Source organism: Nocardia sp. NPDC005366 (genome assembly GCF_040606855.1).
GTDB lineage: Bacteria > Actinomycetota > Actinomycetes > Mycobacteriales > Mycobacteriaceae > Nocardia.
The window spans coordinates 124,133-149,943 of sequence record NZ_JBEXFQ010000009.1 but is presented as its reverse complement, the minus strand read 5'-3'; the positions used below and the strand labels follow the sequence as shown (position 1 = coordinate 149,943).

At 67.8% G+C, this 25,811-nt stretch carries 19 protein-coding genes; 9 read left to right on the top strand and 10 right to left on the bottom strand.

The window, feature by feature from the left end; genetic code table 11:
* Nucleotides 1-108: 108 nt before the first annotated feature.
* From ABZS43_RS13295 to ABZS43_RS13285, 3 genes are read right to left on the bottom strand one after another with little or no spacing between them, the layout of a single operon-like run.
* Nucleotides 109-855 (bottom strand): VOC family protein, encoded by a 747-nt coding sequence (locus ABZS43_RS13295; RefSeq protein ID WP_355036114.1) that lies wholly within the window; start codon nucleotides 853-855, stop codon nucleotides 109-111.
* 25 nt (nucleotides 856-880) lie between these two features.
* On the bottom strand, nucleotides 881-1,192 hold the full coding sequence (locus tag ABZS43_RS13290; protein WP_355036113.1) for an MGMT family protein: 312 nt from the start codon (nucleotides 1,190-1,192) through the stop codon (nucleotides 881-883).
* Nucleotides 1,193-1,195: 3 nt separating this feature from the next.
* A complete protein-coding gene (locus ABZS43_RS13285; protein ID WP_355036112.1) occupies nucleotides 1,196-1,975 on the bottom strand; it encodes an alpha/beta fold hydrolase in 780 nt (259 codons plus the stop codon).
* Between the two features lie 111 nt (nucleotides 1,976-2,086).
* On the opposite strand from ABZS43_RS13285, the gene ABZS43_RS13280 reads away from it, so the two are divergent.
* Nucleotides 2,087-5,887, top strand: coding sequence for an ATP-dependent DNA helicase (locus ABZS43_RS13280; protein WP_355036111.1), 3,801 nt, complete (start codon nucleotides 2,087-2,089; stop codon nucleotides 5,885-5,887).
* A 103-nt stretch (nucleotides 5,888-5,990) separates the two neighbouring features.
* Entirely contained in the window at nucleotides 5,991-9,683 is a 3,693-nt protein-coding gene (locus ABZS43_RS13275; protein WP_355036110.1) for an ATP-dependent DNA helicase, read from the top strand.
* A gap of 12 nt (nucleotides 9,684-9,695) precedes the next feature.
* Here ABZS43_RS13275 and ABZS43_RS13270 read toward each other — a convergent pair whose 3' ends face one another.
* The gene (locus ABZS43_RS13270) at nucleotides 9,696-10,094 is read right to left on the bottom strand and encodes a hypothetical protein (RefSeq protein ID WP_355036109.1); all 399 of its coding nucleotides are present in this window, start codon (nucleotides 10,092-10,094) and stop codon (nucleotides 9,696-9,698) included.
* Between the two features lie 130 nt (nucleotides 10,095-10,224).
* Here ABZS43_RS13270 and ABZS43_RS13265 point away from each other — a divergent pair, with 130 nt between their 5' ends.
* On the top strand, nucleotides 10,225-11,298 hold the full coding sequence (locus ABZS43_RS13265; protein WP_355036108.1) for a potassium channel family protein: 1,074 nt from the start codon (nucleotides 10,225-10,227) through the stop codon (nucleotides 11,296-11,298).
* Nucleotides 11,299-11,313: 15 nt separating this feature from the next.
* Complete coding sequence (nudC, locus tag ABZS43_RS13260) at nucleotides 11,314-12,213, top strand: NAD(+) diphosphatase (RefSeq protein WP_355036107.1); 900 nt, start codon at nucleotides 11,314-11,316, stop codon at nucleotides 12,211-12,213.
* 89 nt (nucleotides 12,214-12,302) lie between these two features.
* On the opposite strand, the gene ABZS43_RS13255 is transcribed toward nudC, so the two are convergent.
* Entirely contained in the window at nucleotides 12,303-12,533 is a 231-nt protein-coding gene (locus ABZS43_RS13255) for a mycoredoxin (protein ID WP_355036195.1), read from the bottom strand.
* A 111-nt stretch (nucleotides 12,534-12,644) separates the two neighbouring features.
* Here ABZS43_RS13255 and ABZS43_RS13250 point away from each other — a divergent pair, with 111 nt between their 5' ends.
* The 3 genes from ABZS43_RS13250 to ABZS43_RS13240 all read left to right on the top strand — a co-directional run bounded on the left by ABZS43_RS13250 (nucleotide 12,645) and on the right by ABZS43_RS13240 (nucleotide 15,740).
* The gene (locus ABZS43_RS13250) at nucleotides 12,645-14,792 is read left to right on the top strand and encodes an ATP-dependent DNA helicase UvrD2 (protein ID WP_355036106.1); all 2,148 of its coding nucleotides are present in this window, start codon (nucleotides 12,645-12,647) and stop codon (nucleotides 14,790-14,792) included.
* 112 nt (nucleotides 14,793-14,904) lie between these two features.
* The gene (locus tag ABZS43_RS13245) at nucleotides 14,905-15,270 is read left to right on the top strand and encodes a hypothetical protein (RefSeq protein WP_355036105.1); all 366 of its coding nucleotides are present in this window, start codon (nucleotides 14,905-14,907) and stop codon (nucleotides 15,268-15,270) included.
* Nucleotides 15,271-15,467: 197 nt separating this feature from the next.
* A complete protein-coding gene (locus ABZS43_RS13240; RefSeq protein ID WP_355036194.1) occupies nucleotides 15,468-15,740 on the top strand; it encodes a WhiB family transcriptional regulator in 273 nt (90 codons plus the stop codon).
* Nucleotides 15,741-16,041: 301 nt separating this feature from the next.
* Here ABZS43_RS13240 and ABZS43_RS13235 read toward each other — a convergent pair whose 3' ends face one another.
* The 3 genes from ABZS43_RS13235 to ABZS43_RS13225 all read right to left on the bottom strand — a co-directional run bounded on the left by ABZS43_RS13235 (nucleotide 16,042) and on the right by ABZS43_RS13225 (nucleotide 19,934).
* Nucleotides 16,042-17,385, bottom strand: a complete 1,344-nt coding sequence (locus ABZS43_RS13235; protein ID WP_355036104.1) for an AarF/UbiB family protein — start codon at nucleotides 17,383-17,385, stop codon at nucleotides 16,042-16,044.
* Between the two features lie 82 nt (nucleotides 17,386-17,467).
* Nucleotides 17,468-18,331 (bottom strand): hypothetical protein, encoded by an 864-nt coding sequence (locus ABZS43_RS13230; protein WP_355036103.1) that lies wholly within the window; start codon nucleotides 18,329-18,331, stop codon nucleotides 17,468-17,470.
* Nucleotides 18,332-18,542: 211 nt separating this feature from the next.
* Nucleotides 18,543-19,934: a zinc-dependent metalloprotease gene (locus ABZS43_RS13225; protein WP_355036102.1), complete on the bottom strand. Its 1,392-nt coding sequence runs from the start codon at nucleotides 19,932-19,934 to the stop codon at nucleotides 18,543-18,545.
* Nucleotides 19,935-20,095: 161 nt separating this feature from the next.
* Here ABZS43_RS13225 and ABZS43_RS13220 point away from each other — a divergent pair, with 161 nt between their 5' ends.
* On the top strand, nucleotides 20,096-21,118 hold the full coding sequence (locus ABZS43_RS13220; protein ID WP_355036101.1) for a PDZ domain-containing protein: 1,023 nt from the start codon (nucleotides 20,096-20,098) through the stop codon (nucleotides 21,116-21,118).
* Nucleotides 21,119-21,127: 9 nt separating this feature from the next.
* Here the strand turns inward: ABZS43_RS13220 and ABZS43_RS13215 are convergent, their stop codons facing one another.
* Nucleotides 21,128-21,706, bottom strand: a complete 579-nt coding sequence (locus ABZS43_RS13215) for a PPA1309 family protein (RefSeq protein WP_355036100.1) — start codon at nucleotides 21,704-21,706, stop codon at nucleotides 21,128-21,130.
* A 241-nt stretch (nucleotides 21,707-21,947) separates the two neighbouring features.
* On the opposite strand from ABZS43_RS13215, the gene ABZS43_RS13210 reads away from it, so the two are divergent.
* Nucleotides 21,948-24,956, top strand: coding sequence for a UPF0182 family protein (locus ABZS43_RS13210; protein WP_355036099.1), 3,009 nt, complete (start codon nucleotides 21,948-21,950; stop codon nucleotides 24,954-24,956).
* A 92-nt stretch (nucleotides 24,957-25,048) separates the two neighbouring features.
* Here the strand turns inward: ABZS43_RS13210 and ABZS43_RS13205 are convergent, their stop codons facing one another.
* On the bottom strand, nucleotides 25,049-25,588 hold the full coding sequence (locus tag ABZS43_RS13205) for a transglycosylase family protein (protein ID WP_355036098.1): 540 nt from the start codon (nucleotides 25,586-25,588) through the stop codon (nucleotides 25,049-25,051).
* Nucleotides 25,589-25,811: the final 223 nt, after the last annotated feature.

The window sequence follows — 25,811 nt, the reverse complement described above, 5'->3', positions numbered from 1 at the left end:
GGAGGCAAGGTACAGCATGGGCGACATGCTAATTCGTCGGTGGCTCGGGTGGACGCAGCGCGACCTCGCCGACGGCGAGGCGCGGGGCGGACGGGGCGGACAATCGGATCAGATCGCGTAATGGGGTGCGGGACGAAGTAGGCAGAACTCGTTGGCCTCGGGATCGGCGAGCGGCAGTCCCGGTGCGATGCCGAGACTGCCCGCGGCCAGCGGCGTCGCACCCGCCGCACGTAACCGGGCCACCTCCTCGGCCGGATCGTCCGCGGGGAAGGACGTGAGGTCCAGGTGCAGACGGTTGCGACCGGACTTGTGTTCGGGAGTGTGCACGAATTCGAGCCAGCAGCCGAGTCCGGTCGCCGATCGCAATCCGGCGATCTCGGAACCGCCGTAGGTCACCGGCCAGCCCGAGGCGGTCGACCAGAATTCGGCCAGCCGCACCGGATCCCGGGTATCGACCACGATGGCCGCGACGGCTCCGGTATCGACGTACTGCTCGCGGGGCTCCAGGACGCAGAACTCGTTGCCCTCGGGATCGGCGAGCACCACCCACGGCACGGTGCCCTGACCGATATCGATACAGCGGGCGCCGAGGGAGAGCGCGCGATCCACCTGGACTCGCTGATGGTCAAGTGACCGGCTCGCCAGATCGAGATGGATGCGGTTCTTACCCTGCTTGGTATGCGCTGCGGGCAGGAACGTCAGCGCGATCTCCAGGCCGTCCGGATCGTGTGCCGCCACATCGACCTCGTCGGATCGATCGAGGGGTACCGCCCAGCCCAGTAGTTCGGCCCAGAAACCCGCGACGGACCGCGGCCGGTCAGCATCGAAGACGACACGCGCCAGGCGGGTGGACATGCCTCCACGGTAACCCGCGCCGCGTCTACCGATCCCGAAGTTCGGTAAACCGGAAACGCGCGGCACCCAGATCCACCCGCCCGTCCCGGACCGGCACCCCTTCCGCCGCGAGCAGTCGCAGCTGACGGTCGGCCAGATGCGCGGCGGGCCTTCCGCTCGCCCCGATCACCCGGTGCCACGGCAGATCGGCGGAATCGGTGCGCATGATCCAGCCGACGGTACGCGGGGTGGAAAGTCCCGCGGCGGCGGCGATATCGCCATAGGTGGCCACCGCACCGCGCGGAATGCGGCCGACCAGGGCGCGGACCTCTTCGATCTCGGCGTCGGACGTCGGCATCGCTCAGCCGAGCGCCGCGCGCACCAGTGCCGCCGTCTCGGCGGGCATGGACTGGGCGACCATGTGATCGCAATCGAATTCGCGCACGGTGAGCCGTTCGCCGAGACGCGCGGTGAGGGCGGAGCGGAACTCCGGGGTCACGAACGGCGGACGCACCTTCATCGCCTGCACCAGGACGGTCGGCAGATCGGCGGGCGGCAGGACGAAATCGCGGGCGAGCTGGCCCCAGTAGGAGGTGATGGCGGGCAGGCTCATACGCCAGCCGACGCGACCGTCACCGGTCGCGATCAGGTGTTCGTTCAGTTCGGCGTCGAGCAGCGCGGGGGCGACGTCGGCCCAGGCGCTGGCCAGCTTGTCACCCCTGGCATCGTCGATATTCGCGTAGTCGGGGTGGGCGAGTGTGTTGTGCGCGATCTCGTCGAGCCGAACGGGGTCGAGGGCGATGGCCGGATCGAGCAGTACCAGGCCGCGTACCAGTTCCGGATGCCGATGGGCCAGATGCACCGCCGTCGCCGCGCCGAACGAATGTCCGACGATCAGCGCCGGCTCCTCGGCTTCGGCCGCGAGCAGGTCGACCAGATCCGCGACGATCCGTTCGAAATCCCACGGTGGCAGCGAGCTCGAGCGGCCGTGGCCGCGCAGGTCGGGGGCGATCACGCGGATATCGGGGAGATACTCCTCCGCGAGCGCCGCCCAACGCTTGCCGTGACCGGTCAGCCCGTGCAGGGCGAGAACGAGTGGTCCGGCGGCGGGACCGAAACGGTGCACGTGAAGTATCGACACCCGACTATTCTGCTCGGCGCGGGCAGGCGGGCAACTCACAGAGGTGGGGGGCGGCCCGGACTGTCGGTCGCGTCTGTTGCAATAGCCCGCGTGGTGCGATCGGATAGCGCGGTGCGACTTGTTCGCCGGAACGCGGCGGCGCCCGGGGCCAGGCTCTGGGGCGCCGAGGTGCGCCCGCTGTTCGAGGCCAATGCCGAAGGTGGGCCGATCCGCCCGGGGTGGCGTCCGTGGCAGGTGCTCGGCGGACCGGGGACCGGGAAGACCGCGCTGTTGATCGACCTGGCGGCCGAACGGATCGCGGCCGGAGTCGATCCGGAATCGGTGCTGGTCCTGACCCATTCCAAGCAGGCGGCGAGCGCCGTGCGCGACGCGGTCACCATGCGCCTGGCAGACCAGGGCGGCGTGCCGGGCGCGACCAGGGAGCCGCTGGTGCGCACCCTGCACTCCTACGCCTTCTCGGTGCTGCGCAGGCATGCCACCGCGCACGGCAATCCGCCGCCGCGTTTGCTGACCGGTGCCGAACAGGACGCGGTTCTGCGGGAGATGCTGCGCGGGGATCTGACCGACATCGCCGCGGGAGCGACCGGTCTGTGGCCGGAGCGACTGCGGCCCGCACTCGGTCTCGGTGGTTTCGCCGAGCAGTTGCGCGACCTCATGCTGCGGGCCACCGAACGCGGACTCGGCCCGGAGGATCTGGTGCGCCTCGGCCGCGAGCACGATAAATCGGAATGGGTGGCCGCGGGCCGGTTCGCGATGCGCTACGAGCAGACGATGCTGCTGCGCTGGTCGGTCGGGGTCGAAGCCCCGGAGGCCACCGCGCCCGCGCTGGATGCCGCGGAACTGGTCGGCGCGGCACTGGACGCGCTCGCCGGTGATGCCGAACTCCTCGCCGCCGAGCGATCGCGGATTCGATATCTGCTCGTCGACGATGCCCAGCATCTCGATCCGCAGGCCGCGTTGCTCGTCCGCGTGATCGGCGACTCGACCCACACCTCGGTGGTGGCCGGAGATCCGGATCAGAGCATTTTCACCTTCCGCGGTGCCGATTCCGGATTCCTCACCGACCTCGACATTCCGCCGCAGCGGCGCATCGTGCTGCGGGAGAGTCATCGGGCGAGTGCGCCGGTGCGTCTTGCGGTCGCCCGTGTCGCGGCGAGATTGCCGGGCAGCGGGCCGCAACGGTTCTCCCCGCCCGCGCGGGACGCGGAACCGCTGGACGGCGGCGCGGCCGTCCGCGTCCGGGTACTGGCCACGCCCGCCAAGGAGGCGGCGCTGATCGCCGATCATTTGCGGCGGGCCCACCTCACGGCGGGTGTGCCGTGGTCGCGCATGGCGGTGATCGTCCGTTCGGTCCCGCTCTCGCTCGCACCCCTGCGCCGCGCACTGCTCGCTGCGGGCGTCCCCGTGCAACAGCCCGCGCTGGACGTGCCGCTGGCCCGGCGGCGCGGCGCGGCCTGGATGCTGCTGGCATTGCGCGCGGTGCTGGCGGGGGAGCGGGGCCCGCGCGCCTCGACCGAACTGTTCTCCGCCGAGGATGCGCTGGATCTGCTCGGCGGCCCGCTCGGCGGCGCCGACCAGATCAGCCTGCGGAGATTGCGTCGCGGTATCCGGCGCAGTGTGCGCGACTCCGAACGCAAGGCGAAATCGGCTCGCGGCGTGGGTGTTTCCGGTGAGAACCTGACTGAGGGGCCGATCGACGACGAACGCTATATCAGCGAATCCGACTGGGAACAGGCCGATTACGTAGCCGGTGCCGAGGCCGCCGCGGCGTCCGGCGACGACAACGATCCGGCGGGTAGGGAACCCGAATGGGCCGCCTACGAACCCGAATGGTCGGCCGGCGAATCCGATTGGCACGACAACGAGGCGGACTGGGGGCTGGAAGCCGAGACGCCCTCCGACATGAGCGCGGTTCGATACCGTGGCGCGCCGGAGCACCCCGAATGGCTCGAATACCTCTCCGAAAGCGATGTCCCCGAAAGCGATGTCCCCGAAAGCGATGTCCCCGAACGCGATGTTTCCGAACGCGATGTTTCCGAACGTGATGTCCTTGACGCCGAACGGAACTCCCCGCCGGACCGGTCCTCCGCCGAAGTACTGCGCGCCCTGCTCGTCGACATGGGCGAGCGCGACCTGCTCTCCGGCCTGACCGAGGTCGAAGCGGCTCCGCTGAAACGCGTCATCGACGCGCTGGACAAGGCCCGCAAGGCCAGGAGCGACGGCGCGGGTCTGGAAGATGTGCTGTGGGCGCTGTGGATCGCCTCGCGCCTGGAGCGGCGCTGGCTCGGGCAATCCGAACGCGGTGGCGCGATGGGAATGCAGGCCGATCGGGATCTCGATGCCGCCGTAGGACTCTTCGACGCCGCGGCGGCCTACGTCGACCGGTTGCCGCGCGCGAGTATCGAAGGGTTCGTCGAATATCTGGTCCAGCAGGAGATCCCACAGGACACCGCGCCACTGACCGCGCCGGGTGAGGCGATCGCGCTGCTCAGCGCGCATGCCGCCGCGGGCAGGGAATGGGATGTCGTCGCGGTGGCGGCCGTGCAGGAAGGGATCTGGCCGAACCCGCGCCCGCGCGGCACCCTGCTGCACACCGAGGATCTGGTCGACCTCACCGCGGGCATCGATCCGTCGGGTGAACAGTTGAGCCGCGCGGCCCCGATTCTGGCCGAGGAACGCAGACTCCTTCTCGTCGCGTGCAGCCGGGCCCGATGGTCGCTGCTGGTCACCGCGGTCGAATCGGTGTCGGGGGAAAGGGATCTGGTGCCATCCCGGTTCCTCGGCGAACTGCTCGGCCACGACGACGACAGTGAGCCTGGCGCACTGCCGATCGCCGATCCGGGCCGCGCCCTGGTGATGCACGCGCTGGTCGCCGAATTGCGCGGGGTGGTCTGCGACGACGAGGCCGACCCCGAACGCAGGAAGCGCGCGGCCCACCAGCTGGCCAGATTGGCGGAGGCGGGGGTGCCGGGCACCCACCCCGAGCAGTGGTACGGCACAGGCGGACTCAGCTCACCGCGTCCACTGTGGGGTGATGACGAGACCGCGGTCGCGCTCTCGCCGTCCACGGTGGAAATGCTGCGCACCTGTCCGCTGCGCTGGGCACTGGAACGTCACGGCGGCACCGACGGCGACAATCCGCACGCGGTCAAGGGCAATCTGGTGCACACACTGGTGCAGGCGCTCGCGGGCCGTGTCCCCGAAGCCCAGGTGCGTGCCGCGTTGGACAGGGCATGGCAGGCCATCGATCCCGGTACCGGCTGGCATTCCCGGCAGGAATTGCGCCGCACCGAGGCGATGTTGGAAACCTTCATGGCGTGGGTGCGCAATACCCGAGGGGAACTCACCCAGGCCGGGGTCGAGGTGAGCGTCGACTGTGAACTGCCCGCCCGCACGACCGACGAGCCTCCGGTTCGGATCAAGGGCCGGGTGGACCGGCTGGAACGCGACGCTTTCGGCCGCTTCGTCATCGTCGACGTGAAAACCGGTAAGACACCCATCTCGAAACAGGCCGCCGCCGATCACGCCCAGCTCGCCACCTACCAGGTCGCCGCCGCCTTCGGGGCGCTGGATATGCGCGTCGGCGTGGAGGACGCGACCGGAGGTCCCGATACCGATGCCGTGGACGCCATCGGTAGCGCTGCCCCGGTGGCAGACGCCCCCGCTCTGGGCGAACCGGGCGGCGCGCGCCTGGTGTACGTCGCCAAACCCAGCAAGGAGGGCGCCACCCAGCGCATGCAGGATCCGCTCGATGCCGAAGCCCTCGACACCTGGCGCACCACCATCCATGACGCCGCCACCTCCACCCGCGGCCCCAGCTACCTGGCCATGCGCAATGACGGCTGCCGTCACTGCGCGGTTTCCGGCAGCTGCCCCGTCCAGGACACGGGCAGGCAGGTCACCGACGAATGACCCCGCCCCACCCCGGCGAACCCGATCACCACGCATCACCGACAGTGCCGCGAGCCACGTGGTGGCTTCGCGTCGTGGCGCGTATGGGTGCCGGGGCGCGGCGATGACCCAGGTCACGCCGCACCAGCTGGCAGCGGCGCTGGGGTTGCCACCGCCGACCGACGAGCAGGCGGCGGTGATCGCCGCACCGGCCGGTCCGACGCTGGTGGTGGCCGGAGCGGGAGCGGGTAAGACCGAGACGATGGCCGCGCGGGTCGTGTGGATGGTGGCCAATCGGCTGGTACTGCCGGAGCAGGTGCTCGGGCTGACCTTCACCCGAAAAGCCGCGCAGCAGTTGACCTCCCGGATTCGCACCCGGCTCGCACGGCTCGCCGGAGCGCCGCTGCTGCGTGAGCTCGACGCCACGGGAGAACTGCGCGCGCGGCTCTCGGGTACGGAGCCGGAGATCAGCACCTACCACTCCTACGCGGGCCGCCTGCTCACCCAGCACGGTCTGCTGCTGCCGGTGGAACCGTCGGCGACGCTGCTGACCCAGACCCAGCTCTGGCAACTCGCGCACCAGGTGGTGCGGACCTGGGACGGTGACCTCGAAACCGACCGCACCCCGGTATCGGTGACCGAAGCGGTGCTGGCGCTGTCCGGTCAGCTGGCCGAACATCTGGTGGAGCCGGAACAGTTGGCCCAGGCGCACACCGAACTGGAGAAGCTGGTGCACACCCTGCCCGCGGGACCTCGACAGCGCGGCGGTCCGAGTCAGTACCTACGCGGATTGGTGCAGGTCCAGCGCGAACGCGTCGCTCTGCTCCCGCTGGTCCGCCAGCTGTCCTCGGCCCTGCACAGGCGCGGCGCCCTCGATTTCGGCGCCCAGATGTCCCTCGCGGCCCGCCTCGCCGCCGAACACCCCGAAGTCGGCAGTGCCGAACGCGACCGTTTCCACCTCGTCCTGCTCGACGAATACCAGGACACCGGGCACGCCCAGCGCATCCTGCTGGCCGCCCTCTTCGGCGGTGCCGCGACCGCCCCCGGCTCCGACCGGCCGATCGCCGAAGCTGCGCCGGATGTCGATACCGATGACCGGCCGCGGCTGGCGGTGACCGCGGTCGGTGATCCGATGCAGTCGATCTACGGTTGGCGCGGGGCCTCGGCGGCGAATCTGCCGCGTTTCGCGACGGATTTTCCCTGTGCCCCAGGAGTTCCCGCACCGACGTTGCCCCTGCTGACGAGCTGGCGGAATCCGCCGGAGGCGCTGGCGCTGGCGAATCTCGTGGCCGAACCGCTGCGGGTCAGCGCCAGGGACAAGGGCGGGGTGACCGTCGACGCGTTGCGCGCCAAACCGAATGCGGGAGCGGGTGTCGTCGCGTTGGCGTTGACCGAGACTGTCGCCCAGGAGCGTGATTGGCTCGCCGAGCGGATCGCCGCGGAATGGGGGCGACGGCGCAGCGACGGCGAGCCGCCACCGACCTCCGCGGTACTGGTACGCCGCAACGCCGATGCCGCGCCGCTGGCGGAGGCGCTACGTGAGCAGGGTCTGCCGGTGGAGATCGTCGGGCTCGGTGGACTGCTCGCGACGCCGGAGGTCGCCGATATCGTCGCCACCCTGCGGCTCATCGCCGAACCCGCCTCGGGCAGCGCCGCCATGCGTATCCTCACCGGCGCCCGCTGGCGGATCGGCGTCACCGATATCGCCGCGCTCGCCCGCCGGGCCCGCGACCTGTCGATCAGTCGGCTATCCGGCGGTGAGACGAAAGCGATCACCGATAGTTCCACCCTCGCCGAGGCGCTGCGCGACGTCGCGCCGGAACCGGCGGAGCAGGCCGGACTCGCCGACGCGATCGCCGATCCCGGTCCGGCCGAACAGTATTCGGAAGTAGGATTCGCCCGCGTCGAAGCGCTGGGCCGTGAGCTGTCCGCGTTACGGGAGCGCAGCGGGCAGCCGCTGGCCGAATTGGTCGCGGATGTCGAACGCACCATCGGCGTCGGGGTGGAAACCCAGGCGCGTCGCGCGATGGCGGGAACCGGCGCCGGGCGCGAGCATCTGGACGCGTTCGCGGAGGTGGTCGCGGGTTACGCGGCGGATTCCGGCGCGTCCCTGAGCGGTCTGCTCGCCTTCCTCGCCGCCGCCGAATCCGTGGAGAACGGACTCGAGCCAGGCGAGGTCGAAGTCGCGCGTGATCGAGTGCAGGTGCTCACGGTGCATGCGGCGAAGGGCCTGGAATGGGAGGTCGTCGCGGTTCCGCACGTGGTGCGCGGCGTATTTCCCTCCGGTACCGCCTCCGGCACCTGGCTCGGCGCACTCGCCGAACTCCCGACTACGCTGCGCGGCGACCGGATCCGGGACGACGCCGCCGAGGGTGTCCCCGTGCTCGACCTGTCCGATCTCTACGATCGCGCCGATCTGGAGCGCGCTGTCAAAGCGCACAAGGACGCCCTCGAGCGCAGGCGGATCGAGGAGGAGCGCCGCCTCTTCTATGTCGCGCTCACCAGAACCGAACACGTACTGCTGGTTTCGGCACACCACTGGGCCGAGACCGGATCATCCCCCAAGGGGCCGTCCGACTTCCTGCTCGAGCTGAAGACCGCGGGCGAAACCCCGGGGAGCCCGGTCAACGGCGCCGTCGATATCGCCCGCTGGGACGACCCGCCGGATGTCGACGCCGTCAACCCCTTCACCGACAATCCGGCCACCGCCGAATGGCCGCGCGACCCGCTCGGCCCACGCCGCGTCCCCGTCGAACGGGGCGCCGCCCTCGTGCGCGCCGCCCTGGACGCACTCCGAGCTGATCCGCGGGCCACCCCGCCGACGGACGACGACGAGTCGCCCCGGCGGGAATTCCTCCCGCCGCCTGTCGATTTCACCTTGCCCGAGGACTACCCAGCCGAGGACTACCCAGCCGAGGACTACACCACCCCGGATGACCCCTACCTCCGCGACGACTTCCCGCCGGACGATTTCGCCCCGCCCGAGGACTATCTGCCCCTCACCGACGATCACGCTCCCCTGCCCGACGACTTCCTCCCACCACCCGACGATCACCTCCCGCCCGCCGAATTCTCCGGCGACCCGAACGATCCCGACGGATGGGCGGCCGATGTCGACGCCTTGCTCGCCGAATTCGAATCGGGTCGCGTGGGCACGCAGGAGGTGGAACTGCCCGGGCAGATTCCGGCGACCGCGCTGGTGGAAATGCGCGCCGATCCGGCGAAACTCGCTCGGCGACTGCGTCGTCCGCTTCCGTTCCCGCCGAATCCCCTGGCCAGGCGCGGTACCGCCTTCCATGCCTGGGTGCAGCGCTGGTTCGGCGGTAGCCGATTGCTCGGTTTGGACGACCTGCCGGGCGCGGGGCAACCGGAGACGGCCGACGGCGGCGTCGACACCGATCTGACCCGCATGCAGGACGCGTTCCTCGAATCGCCGTGGGCGCACCGCAGCCCGCTCGAGGTGGAGGTTCCCTTCGAGACCTCGATCGCGGGCACGGTCATCCGCGGTCGGATGGACGCGGTTTTCGCCGAACCGGGTGGCGGCTGGATCGTCGTCGACTGGAAGACCGGCGCCGAACCCGGCCCCGCCGAGGAACCCGCGGTCGCCATGCAGTTGGCGATCTACCGTCTGGCCTGGGCGCGGCTGATGGCGGCCCGGACCGGCGGGACCGAGTCGGAGATGCTCGAAAAGATCGGTGCGGCTTTCCATTACGTGCGTTCGGGCCGCACCGTCGCGCCCGCGGAACTTCCGGGGCACGACGAACTCGCCGAACTCATCCGCACCTCGGCGCCGCCGCGCGAGCAGGCCGATCAGTGAGTTCGGCGGGCCTCAGCGCCGAGCCAGGCGCGCGATCTTCAACGCCTGCGTGATCATCGGGATCTGCAATGGCAGCCGGGCTACCGATCCCACCTTGATCGCCTGCGAGGCCTTCTCGCTTTTCACCGTGTCCACGGCGAATTGGATATTCGCGGGGAACACCGCGATGAAAAGCAGTGCGGCCAGTCGTCCGCCGAGGCCGCGGGTGCGCGGCACGGCCAGCGCCGCGGCGACGCCGATCTCGGCGACGCCGGACGCGTAGGTGTAGTCGCGCGCCTTACCCGGCAGTGCCCTGGGCACGATCGAGTCGAAGAATTTCGGGGCGACGAAATGCAGCACCCCGACACCGAAGAGAAGTAGGGCCAGGGCCAGCGCGGGGCGCCGTCCGTCATCCGAAGTGGTTTCTGCCATGCCCTACCCTCGCATCGACCGGCTGTTCGCGTCGAGACCGAACGGTGTGGCCGAGACAGAGTAGGCTGCCGTGCTGTGCCGGAGGTACAGGTAATGCCGGAGATGGCCGGCTCGATGGGCGGCAGGAGTGATGGCACCGGTGTTGGGTGACTTCGGAGACAGGTCGGGCGTGCTCGGAATATCCGGTCGCCCCGACTTCGCGCTGGTCGGTCTGCTTCGCATACCGGAGATCCAGAACAGCCCGTGGGTTTCCCTGGTGCGGCGGGTGCTTTTCGCGGTCGGTCTGTTGTTCGCCGCCGCGCTGGTGGTCTACGTCGGTCGCGACGGCTATCACGACAACGCGGGCGAGGACATCTCGTTCCTCGACGCGTTCTACTACTCGACGGTCTCTCTCTCGACCACCGGCTACGGCGATATCGCCCCGGTGTCTCCCGAGGCCAGGCTCGCGAACATCATCATCATCACGCCGCTGCGGCTGCTCTTCCTGATCGTGCTCGTCGGTACAACCATCGGCGTGCTCACCGAGCGATCCCGCCAGGCATTCAAGATCCAGCGTTGGAGGCGCAGCGTGCGTAATCACACCGTGGTCGTCGGATACGGCACGAAAGGCAGGACCGCGATCCACGCCATGATCGCCGACGGTGTGCAGCCGGGCGATGTCGTCGTCGTGGACACCGATTCCCTCGCGCTGGAGTCGGCGGGTAACGCGGGCCTGGTCACCGTGCACGGTTCGGCCACCCAATCCGACGTGCTGCGATTGGCGAGTGTGCAGAACGCGGCCTCGGTGGTGGTCGCGACCAACCGCGACGACACCGCCGTCCTCGTGACGCTCACCGCGCGTGAACTCAACAAGACCGCCAAGATCGTGGTCGCCATCCGCGAGGCGGAGAACACCCATCTGCTGCGGCAGTCCGGCGCGGATTCGGTGGTGGTGTCCTCGGAGACCGCGGGCCGGTTGCTCGGTATCGCCACCACCACCCCCACGGTGGTCGAGATCATGGAGGATCTGCTGACCCCGGAGCAGGGTTTCGCCGTCGCCGAACGCGATGTCGAGCCGTCCGAGATCGGGGGTTCCCCACGCCATCTCAGCGATATCGTGCTGGGAGTCGTGCGAAACGGTGAGTTGATCCGGGTCGGCGAACCCGCGGTCGACGCCATCGAAGGCGGGGACAAGCTGCTCTATATTCGTCGCGTGCTCAAATGAGACTAGTCTCGAAGCGTGTCGTTCGATTTGAATGCCGTGCCGCTGCTGTCGCGTTCCGCCGTCGACCGCGCCGATGAAGTCCGGGCCGATGACCAGGCTCTGAAGGAGGGCTGGGGCGAGGCCAGAGTGCTTCGCGTCAACCGCAAGGGGCAGTTCCGCTTCGCCGAAGGCGCCCTGCTGCTCGAGGCGGCCGTCGAGTTGTCGGCCGAACCGGACCCGGCCGCGGTTTTCCTCGGCATCGGCGACGGAAGGCATCTGTGGGCGGTGCGCGATAAGGATCTCACGGGTGAACTGACCGATCTGCGTGCGCTCGCCGACGAGATCGATGATTTCACCGCCGGTGTCCTCACCTCGGCGATGGCCCTGCTGAACTGGCACGACAAGGCCGGATTCCACGCGGGCGACGGTTCGGCGACGGTGGCGACGAAGGGCGGCTGGTCCCGGGTCACCGAGGAGGGCCACGAAGAGTTCCCGCGTATCGACCCGGCGGTCATCTGCCTGATCCACGACGGTGGTGACCGAGTACTGCTGGCCCGCCAGCACACCTGGCCGCCGACGCTGTTCTCGATTCTGGCCGGATTCGTCGAGGCCGGTGAGTCACTCGAACGGTGTGTGGAACGCGAGATGAAGGAGGAAGTGGGTCTCGACGTCCGCGATATCCACTATCTGGGCAGCCAGCCGTGGCCGTTCCCGCGCTCGCTGATGCTGGGCTTTGCCGCTGTCGCCGATCCCGAACAGCCGCTGGCCTTTTCGGACGGCGAGATCGCCGAGGCGCACTGGTTCACGCGGGCCGAGGTCAGGGCGGCGCTGGCGGTCGGGGACTGGTCCGCACGCAAGGACGGTGCGCGGCTGCTGCTGCCCGGCTCTATTTCCATCGCGAGGACCATCGTCGAATCCTGGGCCGCGCTGGATTGATGCACGCCGGATCGCCGTCGCGTGGCAGGAACCGCGACGGCGGCGGCAGCTGGATCGGAGTTGTTGCGCTGGAACTGTGCGATACCCGGTCAGCCGAGGGTCGCGAGGACTTTCTTGACGTCCGCCAGTGACGGATTGGTCGCGGTGGAACCGTCGGCGAATTTCACCGTCGGCACCACGTGGTTGCCGTTGTTGACGCTACCGACGAATTCGGCCGAAGCCGGATCCTGCTCGATGTCGATCTCCACGTAGCTGATGCCCGACTCCTGCAGCTGCTTCTTCAGCCTGCGGCAGTAACCACACCAGGTGGTCGAGTACATGGTCAGGGCGGGGGTTGCGTCAGTCACGGACCCTTCAACGCTGTGTGCGCCGATCCTGTTCCTTCTTCACCGACATTCGCCGTGACCGCCGGGCTGTCGGAGGGGACTGTCATGATGGACGCCGTGCCCGCACCCGACCTCGCCGCCCTGGATCCCGAGCAGGCCGCCGCCGTACGGGCGCCACGCGGTCCGGTCTGCGTGCTTGCGGGGGCGGGGACAGGTAAGACCAGGACGATCACCCACCGGATCGCGCATCTGGTGTCGGCCGGACACGTGAAGGCCGATCAAGTGCTCGCCGTCACCTTCACCGCGCGCGCGGCGGGGGAGTTGCGCGGCAGGCTTCGCGAACTCGGCCTCGGCGGCGACGCGAATCAGGTGCAGGCGCGCACCTTTCACGCGGCGGCGCTGCGTCAGCTCAAATATTTCTGGCCGCAGGTCGTCGGCGAGGTTCCGTGGCGACTGATCGACGGCAAATTCTCGATCGTCGCGCAGGCCGCCCATCGTGCGGGACTCTCCTCGGCCACCGACAGTGTGCGCGATCTGCTCAGCGAGATCGAATGGGCCAAAGCCTCGCTCATCGCGCCCGAGGACTACCCGGCCTCCGCCGCCGCGCACCATCGTGAACCGCCGTACGACGCGGCCCTGGTGGCGCAGGTCTACGCGGGCTACGAATCGCTGAAGACCTCGCCGGAGGGCCTGCTGCTCGATTTCGACGATCTGCTGTTGCATACCGCCGCGGCGCTGGAGGACTATCCCGCGGTCGCCGAGGAATTCCGCGGGCGCTACCGCAGTTTCGTCGTCGACGAATATCAAGACGTCACCCCGTTGCAGCAGCGGGTGCTCGATGCCTGGCTGGGCGAGCGGGACGATCTGACCGTCGTCGGCGACGCCAACCAGACCATCTACTCCTTCACCGGCGCCACCCCCGGCTATCTGCTCGACTTCTCCCGTCGCTTTCCCGACGCGACGGTGGTGCGTCTGGAACGCGACTACCGATCGACCCCGCAGGTGGTCTCGCTCGCGAACCGGGTGATCGGTGCGGCGCGCGGACGTATCGCTGGCACGCGCTTGCAGCTGATCGGCCAGCGGCCCGACGGCGCGGAACCGATTTTCGCCGAACACCCCGATGTCCCGGCCGAGGCCGCCGCGGTGGCCGAGGAGATCCGGCGACTCATCGCGGCGGGCACCCCGGCCTCGGAAGTCGCCGTGCTGTACCGGATCAATGCCCAGTCCGAGTCCTACGAGCAGGCGCTGACCGAAGCGGGCATTCCGTACCAGGTGCGCGGCGGCGAGGGTTTCTTCCAGCGCGCCGAGGTGCGGCAGGCGGTATCGGTGCTGCGCCAGGCCGCCTCCCGCGAGGATCTGCCCGACCAGTCCCGGAACGGGAAATCGCTGGTCACCCTGGTCAGGGCGGTACTGGCCCCGGTGGGACTCACGGCGACCGAACCGGCCGGTGCGCAGGCGAGGGAACGCTGGGAGTCGCTGGTCGCGCTGGTCCGGCTGACCGAGGAACTGGTCGAACAGGACGAGAACCTCGACCTCATCGGACTGCTGCGGGAACTGGCCGCGCGCGCGGAGGCCAGACATCCGCCCACCGTGCAGGGCGTCACGCTGGCCTCGCTGCACGCGGCCAAGGGGCTGGAATGGGACGCGGTCTTCCTGGTCGGCCTCGCCGACGGCACCCTGCCGATCGCCCATGTTCTCGCCGACGACGGCTCGGTCGCCGACTTCGCGGCATTGGAGGAGGAGCGGCGGCTGCTGTATGTCGGCGTCACCAGGGCCCGCGAATATCTGCGATTGTCCTGGGCGCTGGCGCGCACCGAGGGCGCGCGGCGGACCAGGCGCCGGTCCCGGTTCCTCAATGGCGTCGTTCCCGACGATTCGCCCGCCTCGCGGATCGCCGCGCCCGTCAAGGAGGCCTCGGGGATCAGGCCCACCTGCCGGATCTGCGCCAAACCACTCATCGGCACCTACGCCACCATGCTCGGCCGCTGCCGTCGCTGCCCCGCGGAACTCGACGCCGTGCTCTTGGAGACGCTGAAGGAGTGGCGCAGCGAGAAGGCCGAGGTACTGCGGGTGCGAGAGTTCGTGGTCTTCACCGACACCACGCTCACCGCCATCGCCGAACAACTGCCCTCCGATGACAAGGCGCTGCAGGCGATTCCGGGCATCGGCGCGAAGAAGATCGTCCAGTACGGTGCGGACGTTCTCGCCATCGTCGCGTCGCGGCTCCGATCTACCTCACAAAACCGCAGGTAGAAAATATGTTGTCGGTTTCGGCGACATTGCATATGGTGGGAATCACGCACCGGGAGGTCATCCCGGCGCGCACAGTTCCGACAGATTTCGAGTACAGGAGGGAGGCAGACCGGTGAACGGCATCGTGAATATCAACGCTGACAACGCCATCGGCGGTGTGGTGAGTATGCCTATGTCAGCCTCCCGGGGGGTCCTCGCTTTGCAGGGGACCGGTCTGTCCTTCGTAGGCGGTATCGGCGCGCAGGCGAAAGTCACGCGTACCCATCAGCCGATTTGCGCTCTGCGTCAGGACAAGCCCAGCGGTAGCTGGCACCCGGCGGCCATCGAGGGCCCCGGCGCTTTCGCATTCGACACCGGATATGAGCAGGCATCCGCACTGCTGGAACTCCCGGCCGAGGTCGATACGCAAGCAGCCCGCCTCCGCACCGCACACCCGGCGACCGTGATCTGGAATCGACACAGATGTCGATCTAGGTAGGGGACTCTCCCAGACCTCCAGGCCACGGATCGCATACGAAGCGAAACCCGTGGCCATTTGTTTTAAGCGGCTCTTCAGCCGTTTGCCACCGGTTTCGTGGACAAAGTAACGAACCGCTGCAAATAAAGCTGAAGGAGAACGACGTGTTCACCGCCGAGAGTTGGCCGCAGGCCACTACTCACGTGACATGCCGAACCGTGGCGCGGCCGACCCGCACCCGTGAGGTCACCAAAGTCCTGCCGTGCCGGTCGGGCGACGATCCGGACCTCTGGTTCGCCGAAAGTCCCGCTCAACTCGAGCAGGCGAAGGCACTGTGCGAGTCCTGCCCGATCCGGAAGGGCTGCCTGAGCGCGGCCCTGGATCGTGGTGAGCCCTGGGGTGTTTGGGGCGGTGAGATCTTCGACCAGGGTGTCGTGATCGCCCGCAAGCGTCCGCGCGGTCGTCCGCGCAAGGTCGCGATCTCCGCATGAGCGGGATTCGCGAGCACAACCGGACACGGTTCACCGGGCTCATGACCGTGCCACGCGTCGTCGTGGCACAGGTCGTGAGCCCGGAGCCGAGGTCTTCCCTCCCTCCGGTCGCTGAGGCCCCGCTATCGCCGCACCCATGCCGGGCCCAGGAACGAGAAAGCAGACGAGCCGCGCACCCCGAGATCCGGTGCGCGGCTGGTCTGCGTTGCACGACAACGATTTTCGATATCGGGGCGGCGCACTTCTCGTCGGCACGATCCCTGGGATCATGCCGAGAAGTGGTGTGCCGCAACGGTGTCCGTCAGCTGGCCGAGCGCTCCTCGCGCAGTCCCGGCAGCCAGGTATTGGCCAATTGCATGAACGGGATCTCGGCGTCGAGTTGAGCCAGGATGCCCACCGAGCCGCCGAGCACGCGGAAGATCATCACGTGTTCGGCGGGAAGTTGCATGGCGCGTGCGGTTTTCATCTCCGGGCTGGAGATGTCGGAGGCCTTGCCTGCCACCCGCTGCATCCATTTCCTGGTGAAGTGGAACGACTCGGTCCTGATCGGATCGGTGAACGGACGCAGATAGTCGGCGATCTCCTCATCGGTGATCTGCCTGCCCGGAATGATCCATCCGTTGTCGTAGAGCAGGGTGGTCAGTTCGTCGAACCGTTCGTCGACGGCCAGGGACAGCATCCGGCCGAGGACTGCGGGAAATCCGTTCGGCAGCGGTGCGCAGGCGCCGAAATCGATGACGGCCAGTTTGCCGTCCTCGAGCATCATGAAATTGCCCGGATGCGGGTCCGCGTGCAGCAGGCCGACCGTCTCCGGCGAGGAGAAGTGGAAACGGCCCATCAACAGCGCGACCCGATTGCGCAGGTCCCGGGTGCCCTCCGGATCCCGTGCGCCCTCGGCGATGATCTTCGACACCGCGGTTCCGTCCAGCCATTCGGTGACGATCACCTTCGGCGCGCCGGCGACCACTTTCGGCACCACGATCTCCGGATGTCCGTCGAAGGCCTTCGCGAAGGTGCGCTGGTTGGTCGCCTCGTTGCGGTAGTCGAGCTCTTCTTCGGTGCGTTCGGTGATCTCGGCGAGGATCGGCTTCACGTCGGCGCCGGGAATCACCGAGGAGATGAGGCCGGTCATCCTCGACAACGTCTTGAGATCGGCGCGCAACGCCTCGTCCGCACCGGGATACTGCACTTTCACCGCGACGGTCCGGCCATCCGACCACACGGCCTTGTGCACCTGACCGATGCTCGCGGAGGCGGTCGGGACGTCGTCGAAGGACTGGAAACGCCGCCGCCACTGGGTGCCGAGTTGCTGATCCAACACCCTGTGGACGGTGTCGACGGGCATCGGCGGCGCGGCAGCTTGCAGTTTGGTCAGTGCCTCGCGGTAGTGCTCGCCGAACTCCTCCGGTACCGCCGCCTCCATCACACTCAATGCCTGGCCGAATTTCATCGCCCCGCCCTTGAGTTCGCCGAGCACGGTGAACAACTGTTCGGCGGCCTTCTGGTTCAGCTGAGCGTTGATCTCCGACTTGTCACCCCCGGCCAGCTTCTTGCCGAATCCGACAGCGGCGCGTCCGGCGATACCGAGCGGAATCTTCGCCAACTTGGCATTGCGGGACGAGCGACGACGCACAATCTCAGGCACGTACCCATCATGGCGGAAAGACCAGGGGGATCGCCATCGTAATGTGATCTCGGTCCCTGCCGGCACCGGGAAATCGGCATGATCACGCCGGTATGCCCGCCGAAACGGCACGGCAACCGCATTCGTCGTGCGGCGCCCAGTAACGCTGCTGGATGAGATGGGAATCGAGGTCGAGTTCGAGCGTGGTGTCCAACGTCGCGGGCGTCCGAAGGGGCGAACAGGCAACGATCGACTCGACTTCGTTCAGTGCGAGCGCGGCCGTCGCCGCGATCGCGGCGGGCCCGGCATGTCCGACCCGTCCGAGGAGTTGGGCGGCCAGATGCGGCCAATCCGCGTCGTAGTCGGCCCGGGTCAGATCCGCGCAACGCAGGCAACTCGTCTCGCCGGGCAGGACGAGGGGCCCGATGATTCCCTTTCCGTCGCGGATGCGCACCTGGAGGTGAGGTATGCGATGCAGGACCAGTTCGCTCACCAGTTGCGGATCGACGACCACGTCATCGGCGAGGATCACCAGATCCGCCCGCCACCCGGCGCTGGCGGTATCCGGCACGGACCCGCGCGAGCGGGTCGGACGGATCGCCAGTCGGCGCAGGCCCGTCATCAGCGCATCGGAGAGCGGACCGAGTCCGTGCAGCCGCACCGATCGGACCTGTCGTTCGCGGACTCGCGGATGCACGAGCAGGCCGGCCTCATCGATTTCGGTCAGCAGTGCCACCGCCTGCTCCGCTCCGATACCGCTTTCTCCGGCCTGCCAGATGATTTGCGGCCGGGTCTGCAAACCGTCCAGTAATCGGATGAACGCCAGTACGGTCGCGGTGTCGAGGCCAGGTGGATCGATCAGCAGAGCCTTTTCCGGATCCCAACCCAATTGCACCACGCCCGACGGGCGGACGAGCACCGTCACCCGTGGATTCAGCATCGGCCCCCGCGCAGGATTCGTAGTCATGCCAGGAAGTATGCGGGTGCCGACACCGTGCGAACGGCCGGAATCCTGGGGTTATCCACAGGATTGTCTGTTGTTAACAGGGCAATTGCCGGACGTGCCACTGTCCCCGTGCGTGTCCGCCTCGTTCGTAAGCGGCTACCTCGTTCAAAAGCGGCTACCTTGTTCGAAAGCGGCTACCTGGCTGCCGAATTCGACGAGTCACCCCGCGGATTCATACCGTGTCGTCGTCGGTATCGGTGTCCTTGCGCGCGGCCCGCTCGGCGGCCTCGCGCGCCTCGGTCTCCGCCAACTGCGCCATTGGATCATCGAATGCCGTTGCGCCACCGCCGATCACCGAATCCATGAACGAGGCGGGGGAATCCAGATCGTCGGAATTCGGCAGCAGGTCGGGGTGCGCCCACACTCCGTCGCGGGCTTCCATTCCGGCATCGACGGTGAGGCGATGCCACAGCGCGGCGGCCTCGCGCAGTTTGCGCGGACGCAGTTCCAGGCCGACCAGGGTGGCGAAGGTCTGTTCGGCGGGGCCGCCGGTGGCGCGACGCCGACGCAAAGTCTCGGCGAGTGCGCCCGCGCCGGGTAGCCGTTCGCCGACGGCCTTGGTGACCACCACCTGTACCCAGCCCTCGATCAACGCGAGCAGAGTCTCCAGACGTTCCAGCGCCTGCTTCTGCTCGGGAGTGGTCTGCGGCTCGAAGGTGCCCTTGGACAGCAGTTCCTCCAGCTTCGATGGATCGCCGAGCGTCATCGGGTCGATGCCCTGAGCGGCCTCTTCCAATGCGGAGAAATCCATTGTGATGCCGCGCGCGTAGTCCTCGACCGCGCCGAGCACCTGCTGGCGCAGCCACGGCACATGCTGGAACAACCGCTGGTGGGCGGCCTCGCGGGCCGCGAGGAACACCATGATCTCGCTTTCCGGCTGTTCCAGGCCCGCGCTGAACTCCGAGATCGCCGCGGGCAGCAGCGCCGCCGTGGCGTTCGGACCGAGCGGCAGGCCGATATCAGTCGAGGTCAGCACCTCTTTGGCCAGCTGCCCGAGCGCCTGTCCCAGCTGTGAGCCGAAGGCGAGTCCGCCCATCTGGCCGAGCATCCCGACCATCGGGGCCGCGAATTCGCGCGCCTCCTCCGGTAACTGCGAGGTCCACATCCCCGAGATCTGCTCTGCCACCGGATCGCACAATCGCTTCCAGGTCGGCAGTGTTTCCTCCAGCCAATCGTTGGGCGTCCACGCGACCGTCCGGCCCGCGCCCGCGGGCAGAGTGGTCGCGCCGTCGAGCCAGAGTTCGGCCAGGTGCGCGGCATCGCTGATCGCCGCGGCGGTGCCCGCCGATACGGGGGAGTTCGCCGATCCGAGTTGCTGGCGGGCCAATCTCTTCGCTACGTCGTAATTGACCGGACCGGCCTGCGCCGAGCCCGGCTGGCCCATGCCACTGAGCATCTGCCCCAATTGGGTCAGCATCTGTCCCAGCTGCGACGGATCGAAACCGCCCGCACCACCCATCGCGAACCCGAACGGGTTGTTCGGATCGGCACCGCTCGGCTCCTCGCCACGCTTGCGCGCGTCGTCGTCATCGCGGTTCGAGAATCCGAATGGGAGGTCAGTCATACAGCTAACGTTACGCGTGCGATGGGCGCGAACAACCGATGGTGGCGCGGCTCGCGCTGGTCGCGCCGCGATGTTCGCGAGGGGCGAACGAGAGGACGCGCTGGCGCCGAAAAACCTGCCTCAGCCGCCCGTCTGCCGGGCCGATCACTATGGTGGGCCTGGTGAATCGTCGGATCATGACCCTGGTGGCCGCCCTCGTCCCGGTGCTCGTACTCGGTGTGATCGGCACCGTGGTCACCGTGCCGTATGTCGCGCTCGGACCCGGACCCACGTTCAACACACTGGGCGCGGTCGACGGCAAGCAAGTGGTCGACGTCCAGGGCGCCGCGGTCGATCCGACGACGGGCCATCTCAATATGACGACGGTCTCGGTGCGCGACGGGCTGAACCTTTTCGAGGCGTTCGGGTTCTGGGCGAGTGGTCAGCACGGGCTGGTGCCGCGCGCCGAGGTCTATCCGCCCGGTGTCCCGCGCGAGGAGATCGACAAGTCCAACCAGCAGGATTTCAAGGACTCCGAGGGCAACGCGGAGGTCGCCGCCCTGCATTTCCTCGATCTGCCGACGGTCGTGCTCATCCGCAAGGTCGGCGACGGCCCGGCCAAGGGCGTGCTGGAACCGGGCGACGAACTGATCAGCATCAACGGCGCGCCGATCGCGGCCCCCAAGGATGTGGTGACGGCCGTCTCCTCGCAGCCGCCGGGGAGTGAACTCGCCGTGACGTTCCGCCGCGGCGCGGGGGAGCAGACCGCGAATATCGTCCTCGCCGCCCGCCCGGACGATCCCGCCAAGGGCTACCTGGGGGTCACCCCCGGCGAGGGCTCCCGCCCGCCGATGGTGGTCACCTTCAACCTGGCCGATATCGGCGGCCCCTCGGCGGGACTGATGTTCAGCCTCGCGCTGATCGATAAACTCAGCCCCGGTGAACTGGACGGCGGCAAATTCGTCGCGGGCACCGGCACCATCGACCAGGACGGCAAGGTCGGGCCGATCGGCGGTATCCAGTACAAGATGATGGCCGCGCGCGAGGTCGGCGCCGAGACCTTCCTCGTCCCCGCCGCGAACTGCAACGAGGCCAGGCAGCGGACCCCCGAGGGATTGCGGCTGGTCAAGGTGGAGAACCTGGGCGGCGCCGTGCAATCCCTCAACGACATCGGCGCGGGCCGCGAAACCGTCGGCTGCGGCTGAGTCGTCTCGTCAGTCGAAGGTGTTGTGCAGCGCCTCGACCAGGTTCGGCGCGAGGTTGGGGTAGGTGCGCAGCTCGAGGTCGGCGAATTCTTCGTCGTCCTCGGGACGCAGTTGCAGCAGGCACAGGGAAGCGCCCTCGCGCAGAACCGCGGCGAGCAGCCGCGCCTCCCGGCGTTCCGGATATGATTCGGCCGCCGCGCGGGCTGCCGCGTCGGCGGCGTCGTGATCGGCGAGCAGCGGGGCCAGCGCGTCGTCGAGGGTGCTCTCGGCGTCCGGCGGCAGCACGACGATTTCCTGGACGAGCACACAGCCTTTGACGGCGGGTGGCCAGGTGGTGGTCGCGAGGAATTCATCGAGCGCCATCGATCCGCCGGTGATGTCCTCGGGAAACGCTTCCTGGGCGACCGGGGTGAGTTCGTTGCCCTGGTCGAGTTGATCGATCAAGGCGGGTTCGGCGGCTACCAGATCGGCTGTCGGCACCAGCGCGAACATCTGCGGGGGATGGCCCCAGCCCTCGGCGTCGGCGAATTCCGCCACCTCCCGGACGGAGCGGGCGAGGACGAGTTCGGCGTGCAGATCAGCGGTCACCGAAACATCCTCGCATCATGGCCCGGCCGGGTGGAGCGGGACTCGGCGACTGGTGCGCCCACGGGATCGGATGACCGGGGAAGAATCGCGTTTCGATGCCGAACAAGGTCACCGAGCCCATTCGATGTCCGTTTCCGTAGAGTGGGCGCGAGATGGTCCGAACAGGACCACCCGCATCATCGGACTGCGGTGCATCGCCCGGCAACGGCGCGATCGCCGCCGGACCTTGGAGAGTGGCATCGTGGGCATGCGGCCCCCCACCGGCTTACCTTCGCTGTCCCGCCGCAGCCGTGTGCTGCTCGTGGCAGCCGTCGTCATCGCGGCATTGCTCCTGTTGGGACCACGGCTGACCGACGCCTACACCAACTGGTTGTGGTTCGGCGAAGTCGGCTTTCGCAACGTGTACCTGACGGTCGTGCGCAGCCGCGTCATCCTCTTCGTGGTGGTGGCGATCTTCGTCGGCCTCGTAGTGTGGCTGGCACTGCTGCTCGCCTACCGGAGCCGTCCGGTCTTCATTCCGGTCGCGGGCCCGAACGATCCGATCGCGCGCTACCGAACCACCGTGATGAGCAGGCTGCGGCTGTTCGGCATCGGCATCCCCGTGGTGATCGGCGTGCTGTCGGGACTGGTCGCGCAATCGAATTGGGTGACGCTGCAACTGTTTCTCAACGGCGGCGATTTCGGTCAGCAAGATCCCCAGTTCCACCTCGACGTCGGTTTCTACGCCTTCGATCTGCCGTTCTACCGCATGGTGCTGAACTGGCTGTTCGTCGCGATCGTGATCGCGTTCTTCGCGAATCTGGTCACCCACTACATCTTCGGCGGGCTGCGGCTGACCGGCCGAGAGGGCACGCTGACCAGGCCCGCGCGCATCCAGCTCGCGGTGCTCGCGGGAACGTTCGTGCTGCTCAAGGCGGTGGCCTACTGGTTCGACCGCTACGACCTGCTGATGAGCAGTCGCAAGGAGCCGACCTTCACCGGCGGCTCGTTCACCGATATCAACGCGGTGCTGCCGGGCAAGTTGATCCTGCTGTCCATCGCGGTGATCTGCGCGGTCGCCTTCTTCGCCGGCATCGTGCTGCGTGATCTGCGGGTGCCCGCGATGGCGGCCGCGCTGCTCGTGCTCTCCTCGATCCTGGTGGGTGCGGTGTATCCGCTGATCGTGGAGCAGTTCTCGGTGCGTCCGAACGCGGCGGACAAGGAAAGCGATTACATCGAGCGCAATATCGCCGCGACCAGGCAGGCGTACGGGATCACCGACGACAAGATCGAGTACAAGGATTACAAGGGCGAGAGCCGCAAGAATCCGCTCGAGATCCCGGTCGACGCGGCCACGATCGGCAACGCCCGACTGCTCGACCCGAATATTCTTTCGCCGACGTTCACCCAGTTGCAGCAGTTGAAGAACTTCTACGGCTTCCCCGAGTCGCTGGATATCGACCGCTACACCCTCAACGGCGACGTGCAGGATTACATCGTCGCGGCGCGTGAACTGCATCCAGCGGCGTTGAGCGGGAACCAGACCGACTGGATCAACAAGCACACCGTCTACACCCACGGCAACGGTTTCGTCGCCGCGCCCGCCAACCGCGTCAACAAACCGCAGTCGGAGGATCCGAACGCGACGACCGGCGGCAGCAGCGACAGCGGCTATCCGATCTTCATGGTCAGCGATCTGTTCACCGCGCCGGACCGGCAGCGGATCAAGGTCGACCAGCCGCGCGTCTACTTCGGTGAGCTGATCTCGCAGTCCAATCCGGACTACTCGATCGTCGGCGCTGTCGACGGCCAGAACAACCGCGAATACGATTCCGACACCGCCTCGTTCACCTATGACGGCAAGGGCGGCGTCTCGATCGGCAACTGGTTCAACCGGCTCGCCTTCGCCGCCAAATACGCCGAGCGCAACATTCTGTTCTCCTCGGCCATCGGCGACGATTCGAAGATCATCTTCAACCGCAGCCCGAAGGAGCGCGTACAGAAGGTGGCGCCGTGGCTGACCACCGACGGCAATGCCTACCCGGCGGTCGTCGGCGGACGGATCGTCTGGATCGTCGACGCCTACACCACGCTGGACAATTACCCGTACGCGCAGACCACCTCGCTCGACGGCGCTGTCGAGGACAGCATCGACAAGAAGACCGGCCGCCTGCTGCCGCGCAAGGAAGTCAGCTACATCCGCAACTCGGTGAAGGCCACCGTCGACGCCTACGACGGCACGGTGACGCTCTACGAGACCGATTCCTCCGATCCGGTGCTGCGGGCGTGGCGGGGAGTTTTCCCCGGAGCGGTCAAGTCGGAGAGCGAGATCTCCCCGGAGCTGCGGGCGCATTTCCGGTATCCGGAGGATCTGTTCAAGGTCCAGCGCGAAATGCTGACGAAGTACCACGTGGACAATCCGCGTGAGTTCTTCACCAATAACGCGTTCTGGTCGGTGCCCGCGGATCCCACCGTCGAGGCCCAGGGCGGCGGTACGTTCAACCAGCCGCCGTACTACGTGCTGCTCGGCGACGCTTCGACGAACAAACCGGTGTTCAATCTGACCAGCGCCATGGTCGGCTACAACCGTCAGTTCCTGTCCGCCTACATCTCGGTGCGCTCGGATCCCGACGGGTACGGCAAGTTCACGATTCTGCAATTGCCGACCGACACCCAGACCCAGGGTCCGCAGCAGACGCAGAACAGCATGACGACCGCGGACCAGGTCTCGCGGGAGAAAACCCTGCTGTCCAACTCCAACAAGATCAAATACGGCAATCTGCTGACCTTGCCGATCGCCGACGGCGGCATCCTCTACGTGGAGCCGTTCTACAACGAACGCAATACCGGTCCGACCACGTCCACCTTCCCGCAGTTGCTGCGCGTGCTGGTGAGCTATCGCGACGAGGCGGGCAGCGTGAAGGTCGGCTATGCGGCGACACTTGCCGAGGCGCTCAATCAGTTGCTCCCCGGTGCGGGTGCGCTGGCGACGCCGTTCGGCGGCGATCCGTCCACCCGGCCGAAACCGGGTACCGTGCCCCAGCCCACGGAAAGCACCCAGACCCCGCAGGCAGGCGGTACCCAGCCGCCGGCGGGCACCGTCACCCCGCCCGCGGGTTCGTCGCAGGCCAAGGATGCCGCGGCGGCGGAGCTGAACAGGAAGATCGAGGCTGTGCGAACTGCCATGCGCTCGGGCAACTTCCAGGACTTCGGCAAGGCGCTGGAGGAACTGGAGACCGCGGTCAAGGCTTACCAGGACGCCGGTCGCTGATCCGGTAGTTCCACTGATACAGAACGGCGCCGCTATCTCCCAGTGATAGCGGCGCCGTTCCTGTAGACGCTGTTCCGTTGACGGGGTCGGCGTCAGCGGAACAGCGAGTCGATGAGCCCGCTGTTCTGCTCGAGCACGGCCCGGTACTGCGACTCGAGGCCGTACTGCGTCGCCAGCTCGGCGCCCGCGCTCTTGGCCTGGTCGACGGCCGAGGTTGCGCTGGTGGGCAGTTCGGTGGGCAGTGCGGGCAGAACCTCCGGCTCCGGCTCCTGGACGACCGCGGGCTCCGCGGAACGCAGGTACTGGCCGCAGACCGGCCAAGCCCCGGCACCCTGGGTGGCGAGCACGTTCTCCGCGACGCGGACCTGCTCTTCCTTGCTCGCGGTGTGGGCCGAGCCGTGTCCGCCGTTCGCGGCCCAGGTGCTCGGCGCGAACTGCAGACCGCCGTAGTAGCCGTTACCGGTATTGATCCCCCAGTTACCACCGCTCTCGCACTGTGCGACGCCGTCCCAGTCGTGGGTGGGCGCAGCCGAGGCGGTGCCGGTGGAGAGTGCGAACGGGACGGCAACAAGGGCGCCGGTGACGGCAGCGAAGCCGAGGGCGCGCGCGCTGAACTTCCGGTTCTCAGACATATGTATTCCCTCCCTGTGTCCACCGACTCGGCGCGGAAACTGCCGGTCCCTGTCCCCAGGAGGTCGGGGTTCTCGTACCGCGGGACAGGGTCTCCGGTGTGCAACGGTGCGAGCTGGAGCCCATCCGCGGATTGCCTCCGGGCCTGATTCGACGGTAACGAAGAAATCTCGGCAGATCACATCTTGATAACGTGAGCATTGTCTGAAGCGAATAGCGGGTATA

Coding starts and splice junctions, on each gene's coding strand:
- ABZS43_RS13295 (WP_355036114.1), bottom strand. CDS start 855: ATGTCCACCCGCCTGGCGCGTGTCGTCTTCGATGCTGACCGGCCGCGG.
- ABZS43_RS13290 (WP_355036113.1), bottom strand. CDS start 1,192: ATGCCGACGTCCGACGCCGAGATCGAAGAGGTCCGCGCCCTGGTCGGC.
- ABZS43_RS13275 (WP_355036110.1), top strand. CDS start 5,991: ATGACCCAGGTCACGCCGCACCAGCTGGCAGCGGCGCTGGGGTTGCCA.
- ABZS43_RS13270 (WP_355036109.1), bottom strand. CDS start 10,094: ATGGCAGAAACCACTTCGGATGACGGACGGCGCCCCGCGCTGGCCCTG.
- ABZS43_RS13265 (WP_355036108.1), top strand. CDS start 10,225: ATGGCACCGGTGTTGGGTGACTTCGGAGACAGGTCGGGCGTGCTCGGA.
- ABZS43_RS13255 (WP_355036195.1), bottom strand. CDS start 12,533: ATGTACTCGACCACCTGGTGTGGTTACTGCCGCAGGCTGAAGAAGCAG.
- ABZS43_RS13250 (WP_355036106.1), top strand. CDS start 12,645: ATGATGGACGCCGTGCCCGCACCCGACCTCGCCGCCCTGGATCCCGAG.
- ABZS43_RS13230 (WP_355036103.1), bottom strand. CDS start 18,331: ATGACTACGAATCCTGCGCGGGGGCCGATGCTGAATCCACGGGTGACG.
- ABZS43_RS13225 (WP_355036102.1), bottom strand. CDS start 19,934: ATGACTGACCTCCCATTCGGATTCTCGAACCGCGATGACGACGACGCG.
- ABZS43_RS13205 (WP_355036098.1), bottom strand. CDS start 25,588: ATGTCTGAGAACCGGAAGTTCAGCGCGCGCGCCCTCGGCTTCGCTGCC.